This is a genomic window from Melittangium boletus DSM 14713 (genome assembly GCF_002305855.1).
In the GTDB taxonomy this organism is placed as follows: domain Bacteria; phylum Myxococcota; class Myxococcia; order Myxococcales; family Myxococcaceae; genus Cystobacter; species Cystobacter boletus.
The window spans coordinates 9,062,703-9,081,582 of the sequence record NZ_CP022163.1; the positions used below are offsets into that span (position 1 = coordinate 9,062,703).

An 18,880-nucleotide genomic window follows, 5' to 3' on the forward strand; every position below is an offset into this window, starting at 1 on the left:
GAATCATTCCGGGGAGCGGAGGCGAGAGGCGACGAGGAAGAGCCAGGAGAGGGAGGAGTCGAGAAGGGACTGGCGAGAGCGCATGGAGTGCCAGGCCCGGGCGAAGGGCAGCCAGGCGCGCTCGCCGACGAGCACCTGGGACTCCTCGAGCTTCTGGCGAGGAATCCACCGGCCGCCCAGGTGGCGCACCAGCACCTCACCCAGGTAGGCGCCAATGGCGGGCACCGCGTGCGCGTCGATGTTGGCCCTCAAGCGGGTGGAGGGGAAGTCCTCGCGCCAGAAGTAGAAGTCGATGTCCGTGAGGGACGCGGGAGAGGCCTCGAAGACGGAGGGCACGTCGGTGTGCAGCAGCGCCACGAGGTGCTCGGCGAGGGAGCGGTAGTGCGCGCACGCGCGCTCCACGTCCTCGACGTCCGAGGGAAGAGCGGCGTGGGCGGGCAGCCACTCCTCGGGCTCGGGAGGGCGCCAGGCATTCAATTCGGTGATTTTGCGCGAGCGTTGGTGACTGGCCGTGAGGTCCACCACGCGCGAGAGGAGAGGCGCCATGTCCGGGTGGAAGTGGGGCTCGACGGGAGCGAGCGCGGCGCTGCGCTCGCGCAGGGAGCGCAGCACGGTGTGGTAGTCGAGCTCCGGCCGGAGGTGGACATGGGCACGGGCCTGGACTTCCCGCGCCGTGTCGCTGGCGAAGTCGGCGGGAGTGGGCCAGAGCACCACGAGGACGGAGCCGTTGGGCAACGCCTCCACCCGGTGGGCGGGCGTGGACAGCATGCGCTCGCGGCCCACGGTCTCCACCAGCTTCGGTCCAAAGACATTGAGCCAGCGCACCTCGTAGATTTTGTCGAATCCGTCCCTGCGTGCGGTTTTTTCATCCCGACCGAAGTAGGGAGAACCCGACAACACCTTGTCATCGACGCCGTGGGCCGAGGCATGGGTAACCGGATAGCGAGAAGCCCAGAGGCGCACCATCTCCACGAACTGGCGGCAGCGCTCATCCTCCGCGAAGAAGGACAAGGGCTTTACACTGATGAAGACTCCGAGTTCGGGAGGTAGCGGTGGAAACCAGAGACTGAGAGCTATGTCCAATGGGGGCCACCGCGTCCGGTAGAGTCCCAGTCCCGTGCTGTTGTCTTCACGCTGCTCCTCGAGTGCCTTCCAGAAGGAAGAACGGGAGTATTTGCGTTGCCGCCTGCCCTTGACGACGTCGGGCATCCATTCGCCCGCGCATGTCTCAAATGCTTGGAGGAAGGGCTCCAATTCGCGCTCCAATGGGGCTTGAGGATCAAACGCACCTTCAAAAGAGAGTTGGAGGTAGTCCTCGTCCTTGAGGCCGTGAAACTTCAGCACCTTCATTGAAGCAATACCTCCACTCCCTTGAATTTCAGTTCCGCTTCTTTCACGGCTTTATTCAACACGTCTACATCCCTCGGTATGAGTGCGCCGCCCTCGTAGACAAGGCGGACCCTTACGACCGGCACCATGCCATCCCCTCCAACAATGGATCTGACGGAGGGACGACGGATGTCCAACGTCTCGCCGTAATAGCCCACCGCCTCCCGGGCGTCCGCGATCACCTGCGCTTTCAAGGGGCGCCCCTCCATTTCCAGGAAATTGCGGCTCTTGAAGCTGAAGGTCTCCACGCGAGGCATCTGACCGGGAAGCGGACGCTGCTCCACGACGAGCACATCCGCGTAGCGCAGGCCACTGCCGGGCTTCCACACCCCCACGGACCGCTCAACACGCGGCTGGTGGAAGTCCCCGAGAAAGCGCCGCGCCTCCCGAGGCAAGGCCGCGTCGGCCCGCAGCAACTCCACCATGCGGTGCTCGAAGGCCAGCCCCCGGGCGAACCACCCCCGCATCACCTCATAGGCTTCCCAGCGCAGCGGCCCCTCGGCGGCCAGGCCCTGGCGGAGCTCCCCCAGTCGCTTCTCCCGGTAGGCGACGTACTCGCCCCAGCGCGGGTTGCCCTCGGCTCCGGGTGGAGGTGCCTCCAGGGTGGGCCGCTGCCGCTCCAACACCGCCACGTCCCGGGGCAGACGCGGGCCCACGGCTTCGCGCTCCACCAGCGCCAGGCGTGCTTCCACCACCTCTCGGGTGAGTCCCGCCCCCTCATCCACCAGCGCGGCCATGCCCCCGAGGCCGTTGCCTACCGAAGGGCCCGTGCGCTGGGGCTTCTGCTGGGACAGCCACGCCTGGGCCCGCGCCACGTCTCCCCTGCCCTCGTGCAACGCCAGCGCCGCTTCCATGCCTCCCTCGGCCACGAAATAGGCCGCCTCCCGCCGGGCCCGAATCTCCTCGAGCAACGCCTTCACCCCATCCGCCCCCAGGAGCGTCCCCCACTGCCGCCCCAGTACCTGGAGTGAGTCCAGGCGCGGCACCCCGAGCTCCCCCAGGGCACGTACCCCTCGGCCTCCCGCGTACAGCGTCACCGCCAGGGCCGCGGGCGCCAGCTCCCTCGTGGCCCGCTCGTACTCGCCCCTCGCCAGTGAGGCCAGGCCTTCTCCCGTCCCCGCCGCCAGGTAGTAGAAGCCCAACGGCACTCCGAATGTCACCGCGTCGAAGCTGCCCACCACCACTCGGCCCGGAGCGAGGTGCCGCAGCGTCAACGCCCGCTCCACCTCGTGCGCCGCCTCCCGGTAGGGCGCGGGCAACTGTGCCCACCGCGCCGACAATTCCACGTAGCGCAGGCCGTCACTCATGGGAATGGTGGACAGCGCGTCCCTCGCGGCGCGGGCCAGTCCCCTGGGCACGTCCCCCGCCCGCTCGTCCCTCTCGGGGTAGGCCGAGAGGGGCAGTCCCCTCGCCTCCAACTCCGCGCGCACCGTGGGCATGAGCGCCAGCGTCTGCCCCAACCGCTTGTCCCGGGCCAGCAGGCGCAGCAGCGCCTCCACCTCGTCGTCATGCGCCGAGTGCAGCACGAAGAGGGCGAATACCTCCGCGTGCACCGGGCCATAACGCTCGGTGGCCATGAGCAGGAAGGCGGCGCGCTTGCGCACCAGGACTTCGGCCGCGTCCTCTCTCACCGGCCCCAGGGCCCCCAGGCGCACCGCGCCCCAGTCATCCAACGCCTCCACCAGCCGGGGCATGTCCACCCTCCTCTGCAGGGCGACGTAGTCCGCGGGCGAGGGACACCTCAGCCAGGGCTCCAGCAGCGCCTCGGTGTCTCTCGCGCCCAGCTCCGGCCAGCCCTCCAACTCAGCCGTGCCTCCACAAGCGTCCGCCCGGAGAGGAAATCCCCCCGCTCCTCCCTCCGGCGACCGTGGCCCGTAGAGCAGCCCCCCGAGTGGCGGCCCCGTGGCGCACCCCGCGCACAGCACCAGCGCCGCCAGGAGCACTGGGACAACGCCTGGCGTCATGCCGAGAATCATTCCGGGGAGCGGAGGCGAGAGGCGACGAGGAAGAGCCAGGAGAGGGAGGAGTCGAGAAGGGACTGGCGAGAGCGCATGGAGTGCCAGGCCCGGGCGAAGGGCAACCAAACTCGGTTACCCACGAGCACCTGGGACTCCTCGAGCTTCTGGCGAGGAATCCACCGGCCGCCCAGGTGGCGCACCAGCACCTCACCCAGGTAGGCGCCAATGGCGGGCACCGCGTGCGCGTCGATGTTGGCCCTCAAGCGGGTGGAGGGGAAGTCCTCGCGCCAGAAGTAGAAGTCGATGTCCGTGAGGGACGCGGGAGAGGCCTCGAAGACGGAGGGCACGTCGGTGTGCAGCAGCGCCACGAGGTGCTCGGCGAGGGAGCGGTAGTGCGCGCACGCGCGCTCCACGTCCTCGACGTCCGAGGGAAGAGCGGCGTGGGCGGGCAGCCACTCCTCGGGCTCGGGAGGGCGCCAGGCATTCAATTCGGTGATTTTGCGCGAGCGTTGGTGACTGGCCGTGAGGTCCACCACGCGTGAGAGGAGAGGCGCCATGTCCGGGTGGAAGTGGGGCTCAACGGGAGCGAGCGCGGCGCTGCGCTCGCGCAGGGAGCGCAGCACGGTGTGGTAGTCGAGCTCCGGCCGGAGGTGGACATGGGCACGGGCCTGGACTTCCCGCGCCGTGTCGCTGGCGAAGTCGGCGGGAGTGGGCCAGAGCACCAGGAGGACGGAGCCGTTGGGCAACGCCTCCACCCGGTGGGCGGGCGTGGACAGCATGCGCTCGCGGCCCACGGTCTCCACCAGCTTCGGTCCAAAGACATTGAGCCAGCGCACCTCGTAGATTTTGTCGAATCCGTCTCTGAACGAAGTGTCGTCATCACGGCCAAAATTGGGAGAGCCCGACAATTCCATGTCATCGAGGCTGTGGGCCGAGGTATGAGCAACGGGATAGCGAGAAGCCCAGAGGCGCACCATCTCCACGAATTGGCGGCAGCGCTCATCCTCCGCGAAGAAAGAGAGCGGCTTCACGCGGATGAAGATGTTCAGTTCGGGAGACGGTGGCGGAAACCAGAGTCCGAACGACATGTCCAGGGCGGGCCACTTCGTCCGGTAGAGTCCAAATCCCGTGCTTTCCTCGTCACGCCGCTCCTCGAGCGCCTTCCAGAAGGAAGAGCGGGAGTATTTGCGTTGCCGCTTGCCCCTGACGACGTCGGGCATCCATTCGCCGGCGTGCTCCTCGAGCGCTTGGAGAAAGGGCTCCAACTCTCGATCCAGTGCCGCCTGAGGAACGAAAGCACCATCGAAAATGAGCAAGAGGCTGTCTTCCGCTCTGGAGTCATGCAACCGCAGCACCTTCATTGAAACAACACCTCCACGCCCTTAACCCTTCTCTTGGTTTCTTTCACTGCGTTCTTCAAGACGTTGATATCCCTGGGCATGAGTGCTCCACCCTCGTAGATGAGGCGAACCCTTGAAACAGGCACCTCGCGTCCTTTGGGAAGAAGGGGCTGGAGGGAGGATCGACGAATGTCCAACGTCTCGCCGTAATAGCCCACCGCCTCCCGGGCGTCCGCAAGCATCTGTGCTTTCAAGGAGTCCCCCTCTATCCCCAGGAAATTGCGGCTCTTGAAGCTGAAGGTCTCCACGCGAGGCATCTGACCGGGAAGCAGGCGCTGCTCCACGACGAGCACATCCGCGTAGCGCAGGCCACTGCCGGGCTTCCACACCCCCACGGACCGCTCAACACGCGGCTGGTGGAAGTCCCCGAGAAAGCGCCGCGCCTCCCGGGGCAAGGCCGCGTCGGCCCGCAGCAACTCCACCATGCGGTGCTCGAAGGCCAGCCCCCGGGCGAACCACCCCCGCATCACCTCATAGGCCTCCCAGCGCAGCGGCCCCTCGGAGGCCAGGCCCTGGCGGAGCTCCCCCAGTCGCTTCTCCCGGTAGGCGACGTACTCGCCCCAGCGCGGGTTGCCCTCGGCTCCGGCTGGAGGCGCCTCCAGGGTGGGCCGCTGCCGCTCCAACACCGCCACGTCCCGGGACAGGCGCGGGCCCACGGTTTCGCGCTCCACCAGCGCCAGTCGCGCCTCCACCACCTCGCGCGTGAGTCCCGCCCCCTCGTCCACCAGCGCCGCCAAATGGGTGGGGCCGCTGCCCGCGCCGCCCTTCCCCGCCGAGGGGCCCGTGCGCTGGGGCTTCTGCTGGGACAGCCACGCCTGGGCCCGCGCGACGTCTCCCCTGCCCTCGCGCAACGCCAGCGCCGCCTCCATGCCTCCCTCGGCCACGAAATAGGCCGCCTCCCGCCGGGCCCGAATCTCCTCGAGCAACACCTTCACCCCGTCCCCGCCCAGGAGCGTCCCCCACTGCCGCCCCAGTACCTGGAGCGCGTCCAGGTGCGACACCCCAAGCTCCCCCAGGGCGCGTACCCCTCGGCCCCCCGCGTACAGCGTCACCGCCAGGGCCGCGGGCGCCAGCTCCCTCGTGGCCCGCTCGTACTCGCCCCTCGCCAGTGAGGCGAGGCCTTGTCCCGTCCCCGCCGCCAGGTAGTAGAAGCCCAACGGCACTCCGAATGTCACCGCGTCGAAGCTGCCCACCACCACTCGGCCCGGAGCGAGGTGCCGCAGCGTCAACGCCCGCTCCACCTCGTACGCCGCCTCCCGGTAGGGCGCGGGCAACTGTGCCCACCGCGCCGACAACTCCACGTAGCGCAGGCCGTCACTCATGGGAATGGTGGACAGCGCGTCCCTCGCGGCGCGAGCCAGTCCCCTGGGCACGTCCCCCGCCCGCTCACCCCTCTCGGGGTAGGCCGAGAGGGGCAGTCCCCTCGCCTCCAACTCCGCGCGCACCGTGGGCATGAGCGCCAGCGTCTGCCCCAACCGCTTGTCCCGGGCCAGCAGGCGCAGCAGCGCCTCCACCTCGTCGTCATGCGCCGAGTGCAGCACGAAGAGGGCGAATACCTCCGCGTGCACCGGGCCATAACGCTCGGTGGCCATGAGCAGGAAGGCGGCGCGCTTGCGCACCAGGACTTCGGCCGCGTCCTCTCTCACCGGCCCCAGGGCCCCCAGGCGCACCGCGCCCCAGTCATCCAACGCCTCCACCAGCCGGGGCATGTCCACCCTCCTCTGCAGGGCGACGTAGTCCGCGGGCGAGGGACACCTCAGCCAGGGCTCCAGCAGCGCCTCGGTGTCTCTCGCGCCCAGCTCCGGCCAGCCCTCCAACTCAGCCGTGCCTCCACAAGCGTCCGCCCGGAGAGGAAATCCCCCCGCTCCTCCCTCCGGCGACCGTGGCCCGTAGAGCAGCCCCCCGAGTGGCGGCCCCGTGGCGCACCCCGTGAGCAGTAAGAGCACGGCCAGCAGCGCCAGGCCGATACCCGAGACGCACCCGCGGCGGACGCCGGAAGGACGCATCATGCCCTACCGGGTGGCGTGCGCGTACACCATGCGGGATACGTCCACGATGAGCGCGCGCGCCACCTGTTCATCCGGGATGCCGCTCGTGAGCACCACGAGGACATAGGGCTTCCGGCCGGGCGGGTAGACAATGGCCGCGTCGTGGAGAACTCCGGAGATCTGCCCTGTCTTGTGCGCCACGGGCGTGCCCGCCGGGAGTCCCGCGGGAATCTCCTGGTTCAGTTCCTGCGCCAGGAGGATGGTCCGCATGGCCTGGGTCGATGCGGGCGAGGCCGCCATCCCCCGCTCGATGGCGGACAGCAGCACGGCCATATCCCGGGCCGTCGTGGTGTTGTTGAGCCCCTTCGCATAGGCCTTGCCGTCCTCCACGCCTCGAAGCACCGTCATCCGGCGGGCGCCCAGCGCGCGCAGCGTCTTCGTCACCCGCTTCGCGTCCACCCGGGCGATGACCGCGTTGGTGGCCAGGTTGCTCGACCGGGTGATCATCCGCTCGACCAGCTCGCGCACGGGCACGGGCTGCCCCATCCGCTCATGGAGGGCGGCGTCTTCATCGTCCTTCGGGTCCACGGCGAAGGGCGAGCCATCCACGATGGAGGCGAACTGGTTGGTGAGCACGGGCGCCATGTCGAGCGACAGCGAGCCGGCATCGACCTGGCGGAAGAACTCGAGCATCACCGCGACCTTCATGGTGCTGGCGGCATGGACGGAGCGGTCGGCCTCCAGATCGAGCGAGTCCTTCGGATCTCCGAGATCCCGGTAGGCGACGGCCACGGAAGCACCCTTCACCTGGGCGATGCGCTCCTGAATGGCCGACGGGAGCGGCGAGGCAGAAGCGGCGAGGACGACGAGCAAGGCGGTGGAGATCATGTCCGGGTTCCTTCGTGATCGAGCACCGTGGCGAGCGCCCGTTGCTCGGGTCCGAGTCGCCGCTCGGCCTCGCTCCCCGCCACGACCACCGGGAGGGAAACTCCTTCCAGACGGGCATCGGCCGCGAGCCGCACGGCGATGGGCGCCATGACCCGGGCTTCGATGAGCCGCTTGAGGGGCCGGGCGCCCAGCATGGGCTCATGGCCGTGACGGGCGAGCCATGCCCGCGCGTCTGCGTCCACCACCAGGCGCAATCCCCGCCGGAGCAGGCCCGCCCGAGAGGCCGCCTTCTCCAGCTCCAGGTCCACGATGCGCAGCACATCGCCCTCGGACAGGCGGCGGAAGGGAATGACGTGATCGATGCGGTTGAACAGCTCCGGACGAAACGCCTGCCGGATGGCGCGCAGGAAGTCCTCCGCGCCCCGCTCCGCGCCGAACCCGGCGGGCTCCGACTGCTCGACGCCGAGGTTGCTCGTCATGCACACCACCGTCATCCGGAAGTCCACCAGCCGTCCCAGATGATCCGTGAGCCGCCCCTCTCCCAGGATGCCCAGGAGCAGATCGAAGACATCCGCGTGGGCCTTCTCCAGCTCGTCGAAGAGGACGAGCGACAGGGGTTGGCGCCGAACCCGCTCGGCGAGGCTGGAGATGCCGGGGCCCACCTCCATCAGCCGCTGGGCCGAGCCGGGCAGCATGTACTCGGACATGTCGAGCCGGATCATCCGGTCCTCGTTGCCGAAGAGCGTGCGGGCGAGCTGCTTGGACAACTCCGTCTTGCCCACGCCAGTGGGGCCGGCGAACAGCAACGTGCCCACGGGCTTGTCTGGGTCATTCAGCCCGGCCTTGAACCGCGCGAGCACCCCGGCGGCCAGCTCACAGGCCTGTTCCTGACCCATGACGCCCTTCTGGAGCTGGGAGGCGAGCGCGGTCCGCTCGGCGGGGACCTCGTCGCTGATGAGCTGGAGGGGCAACCCCGTGTAGCGGGCATAGGCCTCGGAGGCATCACGCGGATAGAGCGTGCGAGTCGTTCCCCGCTCGCCCTGCTGATCCAACCAGTCGAGGAAGCGGAAGGCCTTGCCGGGAAACAGGCTGTCGCGTTGGAACGTCTCCAGGTGCCCAACGAGCTGCCGCATGCCCACGGGGTGGATGCTCACCCGGCTGCGGCGCACCGACTGGTAGCGCAGCATCAACTCCGGCATCCGCGAGGCCACGGGCGATTCGATCCGCAGGACGCGAAAGGGCCGTAGCGCCTCGGGGAAGCGCCGCTGGCAGCGCTCGAACTCGGCCTCGGTGCACTCGGCGATGAGGGAGATCTCCCCACTCATGGCGGCGGGCAGGAGCAGATCCCCGATGGACGAGCCATCCGGCTGAGGGGCGAGAAGGGACGTGAGCCGATCCACGAAGAGGTAGTGGTCCTCGAACGACAGCGCGTCCACGAGCTTGAGGCAGCGCTCCTGCCACATGCCCAGGTACACCATGCCCGCGACGATGCGCTCGGCGCTCGTGCGCCAGATGTCCGGCAGGCGCGCCGTCTTGTCCTCGCGCCGCAGCTCCGCGATCCTCCGCGCCAGCATCAGCACATGGCTCGTCTTGCCCGTCCCCGAGCCTCCGACGAGCAGCAGCGACGGAAGGGGTTGACGCCGCACGAGCTCCAGCCACTCCCGCATGGCCCCCGCGTCGTACACGAGCGGCGGTTGGCGGCCACCGAGCGCGCGCGAGGTCAACTCCTCGCCCACCTGATCGAGCACCTCGGCGGGACGCTCTTCCCGCGAGTCCCGGCGCGCGTCCTGCCGCAGTCCTCCCGGATCCCACGCCTGGACATACTCCTCGCCCTCGTGGCGGAAGTCATAGAGGCTCTTGGGATTCTCCCCGAGCAGCGCGGTGGTGAGCGCGCTCCGCAGCACCTCGCGCGCGATGGACAGATCCTCCAGGACGAACGACCAGCCGAAGCGCGGCACGCGCACGCGCCAGGCGCCGCTCTCCAGCTTGCCGTAGACGTAGGTGAGCCGCAGGGGGATGAGCGCCTTGGCGATGACGGGCCGCTTCTGGTGCAGCGTCTGGGGGTGGATCTCCACGGTGAGGGTCCGGGCCTCCAGGGTCTCCTCCCACAGGAAGCGATCGAGCGCGGAGGAGTCCTCCAGGAGCAGTTGCCGCACCCGGGTCTCCAGCAACGCGTACACCTCGGACTCCCGGGTGCCGTAGGCGGAAGGCGGAGGCGCGTCGAAGAAGCTGTCCCAGACGGGCAGGAGCTGTCCGGTGAGCCGGCCATCCTGGTGGGTGGTGAAGTAGACGCGAAGGCTCTTGCCGTTCATGGCTGTCCTCCCTCGGCGCCGCTCGGGTTCTGGCTCATCCGCAACCGCCACAGCGTGGGCAGGGCCTCGGCTGGAGAGCGCACGCGGTGCGTGGCGCTGTAGGTGAGCAGGTAGTCATCCAACTCCAGCTCCGCGACCTCCTGACGCGAGGGAGGCTCGAAGCGGTAGGCGCGAACCACGGGCATGGCGGCCTCGGGATCCTCTGGCAAGGGGCGCCGTCCTTCCTGGCGGGCCTCGTGGAAGGCCTGGAGCCGCGCGGCGTGTCCCGCGAGCAACACGGCGGGCTCGGGTGCCTCCGCGTCGTGGACCCGGACCTTCACGATCTCCGGCATCCTTCCCGAGGATTGCCAGACATGCAGGCCACTCTCCCCCTCGAGGAAGGGGCGGATGCCGGGACCCACCAGCTTGATCGCCGCGTGCACGGGCTCCACGGACGAGGCATGCAGGAACTCCCGGAGCTGCCGGGCGCCTCCGGCCACGCGGGCGCCGCTGGGAAGGAGCGCGGCGAAGGACTCAATCGCACCGCGCGAGTGCGCGTAGGCGGTGCACAACCAGCGGGTGAGCAGCGAGCCCGAGGCCGCGCCCCGGCGCCATTGACCCAGCGGAAGCAGCTCCAGCTGCACCATGTGCTGGGCGGGCGAGGCGAGTCCTCGCAGGATGCGCCGCAGGAAGTACACCTCCGCCAGCGCATCGAGCATCTGCTCGCGGGACGCCGTCCGGGGAGGCGCGAGCGCGCGGCGATCGAAGAGGCGGACCACGTTCGCGTGGGACACCTCCAATAGGCCGAAGCGCTCCACCTCGATCATCTCGCGAGCCTCCTCCTCGGGCGCGCGCGACAGGGTGTCGAGCTGGGTGGCGAAGTGCTCCAGGTACATCCGCATCGCGTCCAGGGTGTAGAGCGATTCAGCGTGTTCCCGGTCCCCCGCCTGGAGCCGGTCGAGGTGGAAGCGGACCTGCTCGGACAGGGCGCCGAGGGCTTCGCTCTCGCGCATTCCCCGCACGTCCTCGCACGCCTCGATCAAGGTCTCCCGCAGCCGCGCGATGGGCAGGGACAGCAGGGGCTCCAGGGCGAAGCCCTCGGCCACGGGCTCGCGGGGGAGAAGCGCGTCGGCCTGGACCTCGAAGCGGTCCTCGCGGGTGTAGAGCTGGAACAGGCGCAGCAGGGACTGGGGCCCACGGATGATGGCGTCGGAGAGCACCTGGCCCACCTTCTCCTCCAGGTAGCGCTTGAGGGGGCGGGCACCCAGGTGGGCATCGAAGGACTCCTCCACGATGCGCCGCTTCACCGCGTCGTCCGCGGACACGAAGATGTTGCGCGAGGTCAACCCCTGGCGCGCGAGCAGCCGCGCGAGCTCCTTCTCGACGACCTTTTCCCCCGCCTCGCGCGAGAGCGGCGAGAAGTACACGACGCGGTCGATGCGGTTGAAGAGCTCGGGGGGGAAGAACTCGCGCACCGCCCGGTCCGCATCGAGCGCCAGGGTGCGAGCGTCCGCCTCGCCGATGCCCATGGCGGGCTTGCGCCGGGCGCCGAGATTGCTCGTCATCACGAGGACCGCGTGGGTGAAGTCCGCCGTCTCGCCGGAGGCATCGGTCAGCCGGCCCTCGTCGAAGGTCTGCAGGAGCAGGTTGAGCAACGAGGGGTGGGCCTTCTCGATCTCATCCAACAGCACGAGGGAGAAGGGCTGCTCGCGGATGAGCCGGGTGAGACGGCCCTCGGGGTGCCACGCATCCCCGGTGAGCCGGGCGACGGCATCGGGCGTCTGGAACTCGGCCATGTCGAGCCGCACCAGCCGCGACGCATCGCCATACAGGTAGCTGGCCAGGGCGCGTGCCAGCTCGGTCTTTCCGGTGCCCGTGGGGCCGGTGAAGAGGTAGACGCCATAGGGGCGCTGCGGATCCGTGAGCCCGGAGTGGATGCGCATGATGAGATCGCACGCCGCGTCCAGCGCCGCGGGCTGACCCATCACCCTGCGCGAGAGGGCTTCGCGCACCTCCTCGGGCATCAGGCGCTCGCGCGCGCTGAGCAGGTGCGGCGGGAGCCCCGTACGGGCCGCCAGGTGCGAGAAGAGCTCCTCGGTGGTGACGACCCGTCGCGCGTGCTGGTGGCGCGTGGCCAGCTCTCGCAGCAGATCGATCGCCTTGCCCGGCAGCGCGGCGCCCGCGAACAGGGAATTGGCCTGTTCGAGCAGGGAGGGAAAGAGCATGGGGTGCCAGTGCACCTGGTGCTTGGACTCCAGCTCGCGCGACTCGTGCAGCAGCATGCGCAGCGTCTCGTCGGTGCTCGTCGGCCGCACGTGAACCTGGGTGAAGAGCGCGGCGAAGGACGGCGCATCCGCCTCGAGCCGTTGGAGCTGTTCGGGCGTCACCGTGCCCACGAGCGTGACCTCGCCCCGTGCGAGCGCGCCCTGGAAGAAGAGCGCCAGGTGGGTGTCACTGTCGCGCGTGCGCCCGATGCGGCCGAAGGCGTGCAGATCCTCGATGAGCAGCAGGCGCCGCCGTCCCCGGACGTCCTCGAGCAACTGGAGGCAGCGCTGCTCCCAGTCGCCCACGTAGCTCATGCCCGCGATGATCCGCTTGCCGGCGATCGTCCACACCTCGGTGACCTTGTCGAGGTTGCGATGGGTGGGAAACCCATCCGCCTCGAGTTGATCGGCCACGAAGCGCTTGAGCAACGTGCGCTTGCCGCAGCCGGGCGGGCCCACGAGCAACACCGGCGTCCCGCGCTCGCCCCCGAGCAGCCACTGCAATTGTTCGCGGTAGGGCGCACGAGGCATTCCGGCCGCGAGCGTCCCCTCGGCGGCCTGGAGCGTGAGGTTCGTCCCGAGCGCGTGGAGGACCTGGGTTCCTCCCGCGGACTTCTTGCGCTTCTTCTCCCGGCCGGGCCGGTCCCGAGGCTCCAGATCGGCCCAAGGCCCCTTCTTCTTGCCGAGCATGTCGAGCAGGCTCCGGGAGGGAGCCTCGAAGGAGATGGCCTTGAGACTGTCCTTGCGGTTGGAGCGCAACTCCTCGAGTTCCGGCAGCTCCAGCCGGGCCCAGGCATGGGTGAAGAAGGCGCGGGCCTGTTCCTCCAGGGAGGAGCGGGAATCGACGGCGAACCATTCGCCCTGACGCGCGGGGTGGTAGGCGAGCGTCAGGGACTCGGTGCGCGTGCGCCAACGGGGCTCGAGGATCAGCGGAAAGACGCCCGACAACCGGGGGATCTCGGAGCCCGAGCGCACGCGCTTGAAGTCCAGCTCGAGCTGCACCCGCTCCAGGCGCAGGCCGCGCGGAAGTTGAAAGGCCGCGAGCTCGCGCACGGGGAGCTCGGCCATGAGGCCTCGAAGATCCTCCACGAGTTTCTGCTGGATCTTCACCGCCCCCCTGCCCTCCCGCATGCGGGTATGGGGACCGAGCCCGATCGTGGTCCAGCGCAGACCGCCCGAGGCATCACGGCGCTGATAGACGGCGAGCGTGAAGTTCATGACGCGGCACTCCGGAGCACGTCGATCGGGAACGCCGGAGCGCTCTCGGGATCGAATTGACTGGCGGACTCCAGGAGGAGGACGTGCTCGAGGAGGACCCACTCCAACGCCTGGAAGTAGCCCTGCCCCTCCATCGCCACCCTCCGGGAGCCGTCGCCAATGAAGACATCCCCCTCGGGAAGATGTTCACGGACGGCGGGCAGCAACCGGAGTTGCGCGAGCGGCGGGTTCTCGGGGGGCGCGATAACGGGCAGTTCGAGCTCCTTCTGGGACAGATGGGTCGTCATCGCCACGGGATTCACGGTGAGGAAGAGCGGCTCCTTCTTCTCCTCCAGGGGCGGGAAACGGTGCAGCCCGGCTTCGAGCGACAGGAAGGAGCCGGCGTAGGGCCCCCCCACCGACACCAACACCTCCCGGAAGGAGCTCTCGGGGGCACGTAGCGCCACCTTCAACGCCTCGGCGGACAGGACCTCCTCCGACCAGTCCCGCCGCTGGGGCTCGGAGCGCCGAGGCACGGAGACGCGGCCCCCCGCCACCCAACCGCGCCGGGGCAGTTCCTCGAGCAGGGGCAGGAGCCAGCGCTCCATCGCGCGCGCTTCCCCGGCCTCCTGGACGATGAGCGTGATGCCGTCACGCTGGGGTTGCAGGGCGAGCAGCACCGAGGGCAGGAGCAGGCGCAAGGCGCGCATCTGCGCATGGGCCTCCTCCACGAAGGGCGTGACGTCCTGCTGCTCGAAGAGGGCGAGCAGGGCCAGCTCCTCGGCGGTCGAAATCGAGGCACGCAGCCGCTCGACCTGGGTCCAGAGGAAGTCGAGCCGGCCGTGCTCGGATTGTTGTTGGCCGATGGAGACGGCCTCGGGACCTCGCAGCTGGCGGTGTTCCCGCGCGAGCTGGGCGACGAGGAAGCGAAGCTGTTCTCCCAGGCGCTCGGCCGCGTCCATGCGCAGGAGGGTGTCGAGTTCCCCGCGTGCCCTCCGCATGGCCTCGACGCGCTCCAACTGGTTGCGCACCTGCTTCGGGCTGCCCCGGGAGAGCGCCACCGTGAAGCCCTCGGGATTGGGGGACAGAATCAGCTCGCTCCCCTGCGCATCCGGCCCAGCGGCGGAGAGCGCGCGGGCCAGGGGAACGACGAGCCGTTGCTCCAGATGCCTGCGCAGCCCGCGAGCGCCGTAGGCCTCCTGGTAGCCCGTCGCGGCGAGCGCGGAGGTGATGTCAGGGGGCACGTCGAGCGAGAGCCCGCGCTGGAGCAATCCGCGCCGCTGTCCCAGCTTGTTCACGGCGAGCCGGGCCACCTCCTGGATCTGCTCGGGCGTGAGCGGATGGAAGGCGATGAGCTGGTCGATGCGGTTGACGAACTCGGGCCGGAAGTGCCGGTGCACTTCGCGCAGGTAGTAGGCACTGTCATCCACCTCGGTGGCCCCGATGCCCAGCGGAGCGCGGCGGTGCGCCACCCCGAGGTTGCTCGTCATGATGATGAGGGCGTTGTGGAACCAGGCCGTCCGCCCTTGCGTATCGGTGAGCCTCCCTTCCCCGCACACCTGCAGGAGCAGATCGAACACCGCGGGGTGGGCCTTCTCGATCTCGTCGAGCAGGAGCACGCAGAAGGGCTGCTGACGCACCCGCCGCGTGAGCAGCCCCTGCCCCTGGGCATTGCCCCGGATGAGCCGTTCGGCGGCCCACGAGTCCATGAACTCGCTCATGTCGAAGCGGAACATCCGCTCCGGCGAGCCGAAGAGGAACGTGGCGAGCAGCCGCGCCAGCTCCGTCTTGCCCACGCCGGTGGGGCCCACGAAGAGGAAGGTGGCGAGCGGCTTGCCCTGGGGTTGGAGCCCCGCCTTCACCATGCACAGCGTCTCCACGACGCGGCGCACGGCCACCTCCTGGCCCACGAGCTGGCGGCGGAAGTACGCCTCGACGTCCGAGGCGATCAGCGCGCGATCCTCACGGAGCAGGAACTCGGGCACACCCGTCTTGAGGCTGAAGAGGGAGTAGAGCCGCGAGCGGGTGAGCTGGGGAACGCGGCCATCCCCGGTGCGCTCCTGGTGCAGGCCCGCGCGCAGTTCTTCGTACAACCGGATCGCCTTGCCTGGCAGCGCGCGGCCCGGCAGGTAGCGCTCGGCCAGCTCCACGAGAGGATCCACCGCGTCATCGGCCAGGAAGGGCCGGGAGGGCTCGGCGTGCTTCTGCCAGGCGGCGCGCAGGCGCAAGGCTTCCCGGGTCGGCCGCGTGCCCAGCGGCTCCAGGCGCACGCGCGTGAGGACGGCGAGGAAACCCGGGTGCTGGTTCTCCAGCAGGTCGAGCGCCTCGGGCGTGAGTTCTCCGATCAACCGCACCCTGCCCTCTTCCAGGAAGGGCTTCATCGCGCCGGGGATGTTGATGGACTCGGCGGAGTGCTGGGCGAGCAGTTCACCCAGGTTCTCGAAGTAGAGGACGGCGTCGAGTTCCTGGGCGGCGCGCATCACCCTCAGGACGCGCTCCTGCCACTGACCAAAGCCAGACATGCCCGCGATCAGCCGGGAACCACTTGTCGCGTAGACACGCCGGGCACGGCCCGCCTTGTGTTCCGCGCGCAGCCACGCCTGGAGCAATTCCGTCTTGCCCGCCAGCTCCGGACCCACGAGCAGCACCCCCTGGCGTTTCTCACCACCGGCCAGGGTGGACAGCAGGGAGAGCTCGGTGTCCCGGCCCAGGAGCGGCGGCCCATGACGAGCCTCGTCCCGTGCGTGCAGCGGCGTGGACACGGAGAGGAGCACTTCATGCGCCTGATCCCGCTTGAGCTTTTCCTCCTGCCGCTTCTTCGCCTTGCGGGCCTTGTCGCTCGCGTCCTGGCGCCGGAGCGAGAGGTCGAGGGATTCGAGCGTCGTCGTCCGCGGGGGCAACAACCGCAGGAACTCGGGGCCGGAGAGCTCCCGCGCGGCGAGCAACCGCTCCACGTCGGCGCGCACCGTCGCGAGAACGTCCTGGTTCCGCCCCACGAAGACCGTGTGCTCCAAGGCGGGAACGAACACCCACGTCTCCTCGGAGAAGGGGACGATGATGACGGCCATCTCGATGGAGGTGGCCTGGACGAGGCGCTTGGGCAGGTCGGCGCGCGTCGCCAGGATCTCCATCATCTCGAGCCGCACCTGGGCGGGAAGGGAGAAGCGGGACAGCTCCTCGGGCTCCGCCTGGGACAGATGCTCCTCGAGGAACAGCCGCTGCTCGGCGAGACAGGCCTCCAGGGAAGGCCCATGGCTCGCCAGGGCGGGCGCCACCACGGGGAACACCTGGTAGTCGCCACTCCAGAGCTGTTGGCAGAGGATCGGAGTCGAGAAGTCGAGTGTCCCGGTCGCGGCGTCGGAAGCGGCCATGTGCCTGGGCATCCTATTCCGGGAGGACAGCTCCTTCAATCCAAACCACCCGGGAATTGTTTGTTATTAATTGCAGAAAAGACAAACAAACCACACGCCAACACAAAAGACAAACACAAACATCAAAACCAATCAAATGACAATTAAATACAAAAATAAAAAAGACAAACACATGCTAACCTTGTCATCGCTCACATAGCCCGCCTATGTAGGCATCGTCGCGAGACATTCCCACTCTAGCGCAAGTGGGAACGAGTCTACGGCCGAAGCTCGTCCGCCGCCAGTCCGTGCCCCACGAACCTCCGAGTGTACACCCAACCCCTCGGACGAGGGGCCCTGATGCGGACGTCCACCTACAAAGAGGGCTTCATCCCTCCTCCACGTCGGAGCCTGGCCCTTCGTCCATGGGCGTCACATCGCCACTTCGCAGGCTTCCCCTAGTACTACAGTTGTACTTTCCAGGCCGACAGAGGAGTGCCGTTGACCCGGTCGCTGCGACCACCTCCCTTGAGCCGTCTTCCGTGGGCCCCGCGCACGTACCTTATCCACTGAGATAGCGCAGCCCTGGGTCCGCGCAACTGCGGAGGTGGGATAGCGGGCCCCACTTGTCTGGTGGGGAGCCAGGAGAGAAAGCGAAACGCAGGAGAAGGTGACGCCGGAGGTGGCGTGGTTACAACCCATGGGAGAAGTCACCTTTACCTGGGGGCGGTCATGTCCAGCAGCGCCATCGTCTCGGACAACAACGAAGCGGTGCTCGTCCAGAAATGGGAGCAGGAGTGGCGCCGCGTGCGGGAGTGGGTGGAGCCCCACTTCGCACGTCCGGAGACACGAGCCTCGGCGGAGGCTCTGTTGCAAGGGTTGCTGGCCCGAGTCGAGCGCAAGAACTCCTGGGGCTTGAGCGAGGAGGTGGGCAGGGCGACGCCCTACGCCTTTCAACATCTGCTCAACGGGGCGCACTGGGACGAGGACGCGCTGCGGGATGACGTGTTGACGTATGCCCGCGAGCGACTGGGCGAGGGGGGAGTCTTGTCCATGGATGAGACAGGCTTCTTGAAGAAGGGGGACAAGTCCGCGGGAGTGGCCCGGCAGTACAGTGGCACGGCGGGCCGCATTGAGAATTGCCAGATAGGCGTCTTCCTGGCCTACGTCACCGAGAAGGGCCACTGCCTGGTGGACCGCGAACTGTACCTGCCCGAGCACTGGCTGGAGGACCCGGACCGATGTCGTCAGGCGGGAATTCCACGGCGGGTGCGATTCCAGACGAAACCCGAGCTGGCGCGAGCCATGCTCCAGCGGGCCTTCGACGCGGGACTCCGTCCCGAGTGGGTGGTGGGAGATGAGGTGTATGGCCGGGATGGAGAGTTGCGACGGTTTTTGGAGAGCCAGTCGCAACGGTATGTCCTGGCGGTGGCCTCCAATACCTACGCCTGGCGCGGGGTGGAGCAGGTGACGGCGGGAGAAGTCTTGAAAGAGGTGAAGAGGCGAGAATGGACGAGGCTGTCGGCGGGGGCGGGAGCCAAGGGACCGCGCAGGTATGACTGGGCGCGAGTCCGAGTCAATTCGCATGAGGGGACCCAGGCGCGGTGGTTTCTCTTCCGTCGAAGCGTGTCGGAGGAGAGCGAGGTGAGCTTTTATCTGGTGCATGCACCGGCCACGACGTCGCTGGCCGCCATGGTGGAAGCGGCCGGCAAGCGCTGGCCGGTGGAGGAATGTTTCGAGTCGGCCAAGGGGGAGGTGGGACTGGACGACTATGAGGTGAGGAAATGGCGAGGGTGGTACCGCCACATGACGTTGTGCCTGGTAGCACATGCATTCCTGGCGGCCGCGCGAGTCATGGCCAACGCGTCCGAGAAGGAGCACCCAGTCCCAAAACGCCTGGGCCCGCCGCATCGAAGCAGTCGCATGGGAGCGTTTCGACGGCGGCGAGGCCTGTCCTTATCCGCTTCAGTGTTCAGGAAGTGAGACGTCTGATGTGGAAACTCGCGCGTTGGGTGGTGCGGCCCGCGCTGGACTTCATCCTGCGATGGAGCCGCTGGCGGCGCCATCATCAGGCCGTCGCCAAACTCTGCCACTACCGCCGCAGAGCGCCCAATATCCACGTCCAACTGTAGTACTAGATGGGAGATGACCATGA

10 protein-coding genes are annotated in these 18,880 nt (G+C 68.4%); 2 read left to right on the forward strand and 8 right to left on the reverse strand.

Annotated elements, in window-relative coordinates; translation table 11 throughout:
* Positions 1–3 precede the first annotated feature (3 nt).
* From MEBOL_RS37485 to MEBOL_RS37520, 8 genes are read right to left on the reverse strand one after another with little or no spacing between them, the layout of a single operon-like run.
* Positions 4–1,350: a hypothetical protein gene (locus tag MEBOL_RS37485; RefSeq protein WP_095981898.1), complete on the reverse strand. Its 1,347-nt coding sequence runs from the start codon at positions 1,348–1,350 to the stop codon at positions 4–6.
* On the reverse strand, positions 1,347–3,353 hold the full coding sequence (locus MEBOL_RS37490; protein ID WP_095981899.1) for a hypothetical protein: 2,007 nt from the start codon (positions 3,351–3,353) through the stop codon (positions 1,347–1,349). Before MEBOL_RS37490 ends, MEBOL_RS37485 begins: the two co-directional genes overlap by 4 nt.
* An 8-nt stretch (positions 3,354–3,361) precedes the next feature.
* Complete coding sequence (locus MEBOL_RS37495; protein ID WP_095981900.1) at positions 3,362–4,708, reverse strand: hypothetical protein; 1,347 nt, start codon at positions 4,706–4,708, stop codon at positions 3,362–3,364.
* Positions 4,705–6,756, reverse strand: a complete 2,052-nt coding sequence (locus MEBOL_RS37500) for a hypothetical protein (RefSeq protein ID WP_245919209.1) — start codon at positions 6,754–6,756, stop codon at positions 4,705–4,707. The genes MEBOL_RS37495 and MEBOL_RS37500 overlap by 4 nt, the downstream gene beginning before the upstream one ends.
* A 3-nt stretch (positions 6,757–6,759) precedes the next feature.
* Complete coding sequence (locus tag MEBOL_RS37505; protein ID WP_095981901.1) at positions 6,760–7,623, reverse strand: serine hydrolase; 864 nt, start codon at positions 7,621–7,623, stop codon at positions 6,760–6,762.
* On the reverse strand, positions 7,620–9,935 hold the full coding sequence (locus tag MEBOL_RS37510; protein ID WP_245919211.1) for an AAA family ATPase: 2,316 nt from the start codon (positions 9,933–9,935) through the stop codon (positions 7,620–7,622). Before MEBOL_RS37510 ends, MEBOL_RS37505 begins: the two co-directional genes overlap by 4 nt.
* Positions 9,932–13,396, reverse strand: coding sequence for an AAA family ATPase (locus MEBOL_RS37515; protein WP_095981902.1), 3,465 nt, complete (start codon positions 13,394–13,396; stop codon positions 9,932–9,934). Before MEBOL_RS37515 ends, MEBOL_RS37510 begins: the two co-directional genes overlap by 4 nt.
* Positions 13,393–16,746 (reverse strand): AAA family ATPase, encoded by a 3,354-nt coding sequence (locus MEBOL_RS37520; RefSeq protein WP_157823905.1) that lies wholly within the window; start codon positions 16,744–16,746, stop codon positions 13,393–13,395. Before MEBOL_RS37520 ends, MEBOL_RS37515 begins: the two co-directional genes overlap by 4 nt.
* A gap of 711 nt (positions 16,747–17,457) precedes the next feature.
* Here MEBOL_RS37520 and MEBOL_RS37525 point away from each other — a divergent pair.
* Together MEBOL_RS37525 and MEBOL_RS42055 are read left to right on the forward strand one after the other, a co-directional pair.
* The gene (locus MEBOL_RS37525; RefSeq protein ID WP_245918803.1) at positions 17,458–18,708 is read left to right on the forward strand and encodes an IS701 family transposase; all 1,251 of its coding nucleotides are present in this window, start codon (positions 17,458–17,460) and stop codon (positions 18,706–18,708) included.
* 8 nt (positions 18,709–18,716) lie between these two features.
* A complete protein-coding gene (locus MEBOL_RS42055; RefSeq protein WP_170115460.1) occupies positions 18,717–18,857 on the forward strand; it encodes a hypothetical protein in 141 nt (46 codons plus the stop codon).
* Positions 18,858–18,880 lie beyond the last annotated feature (23 nt).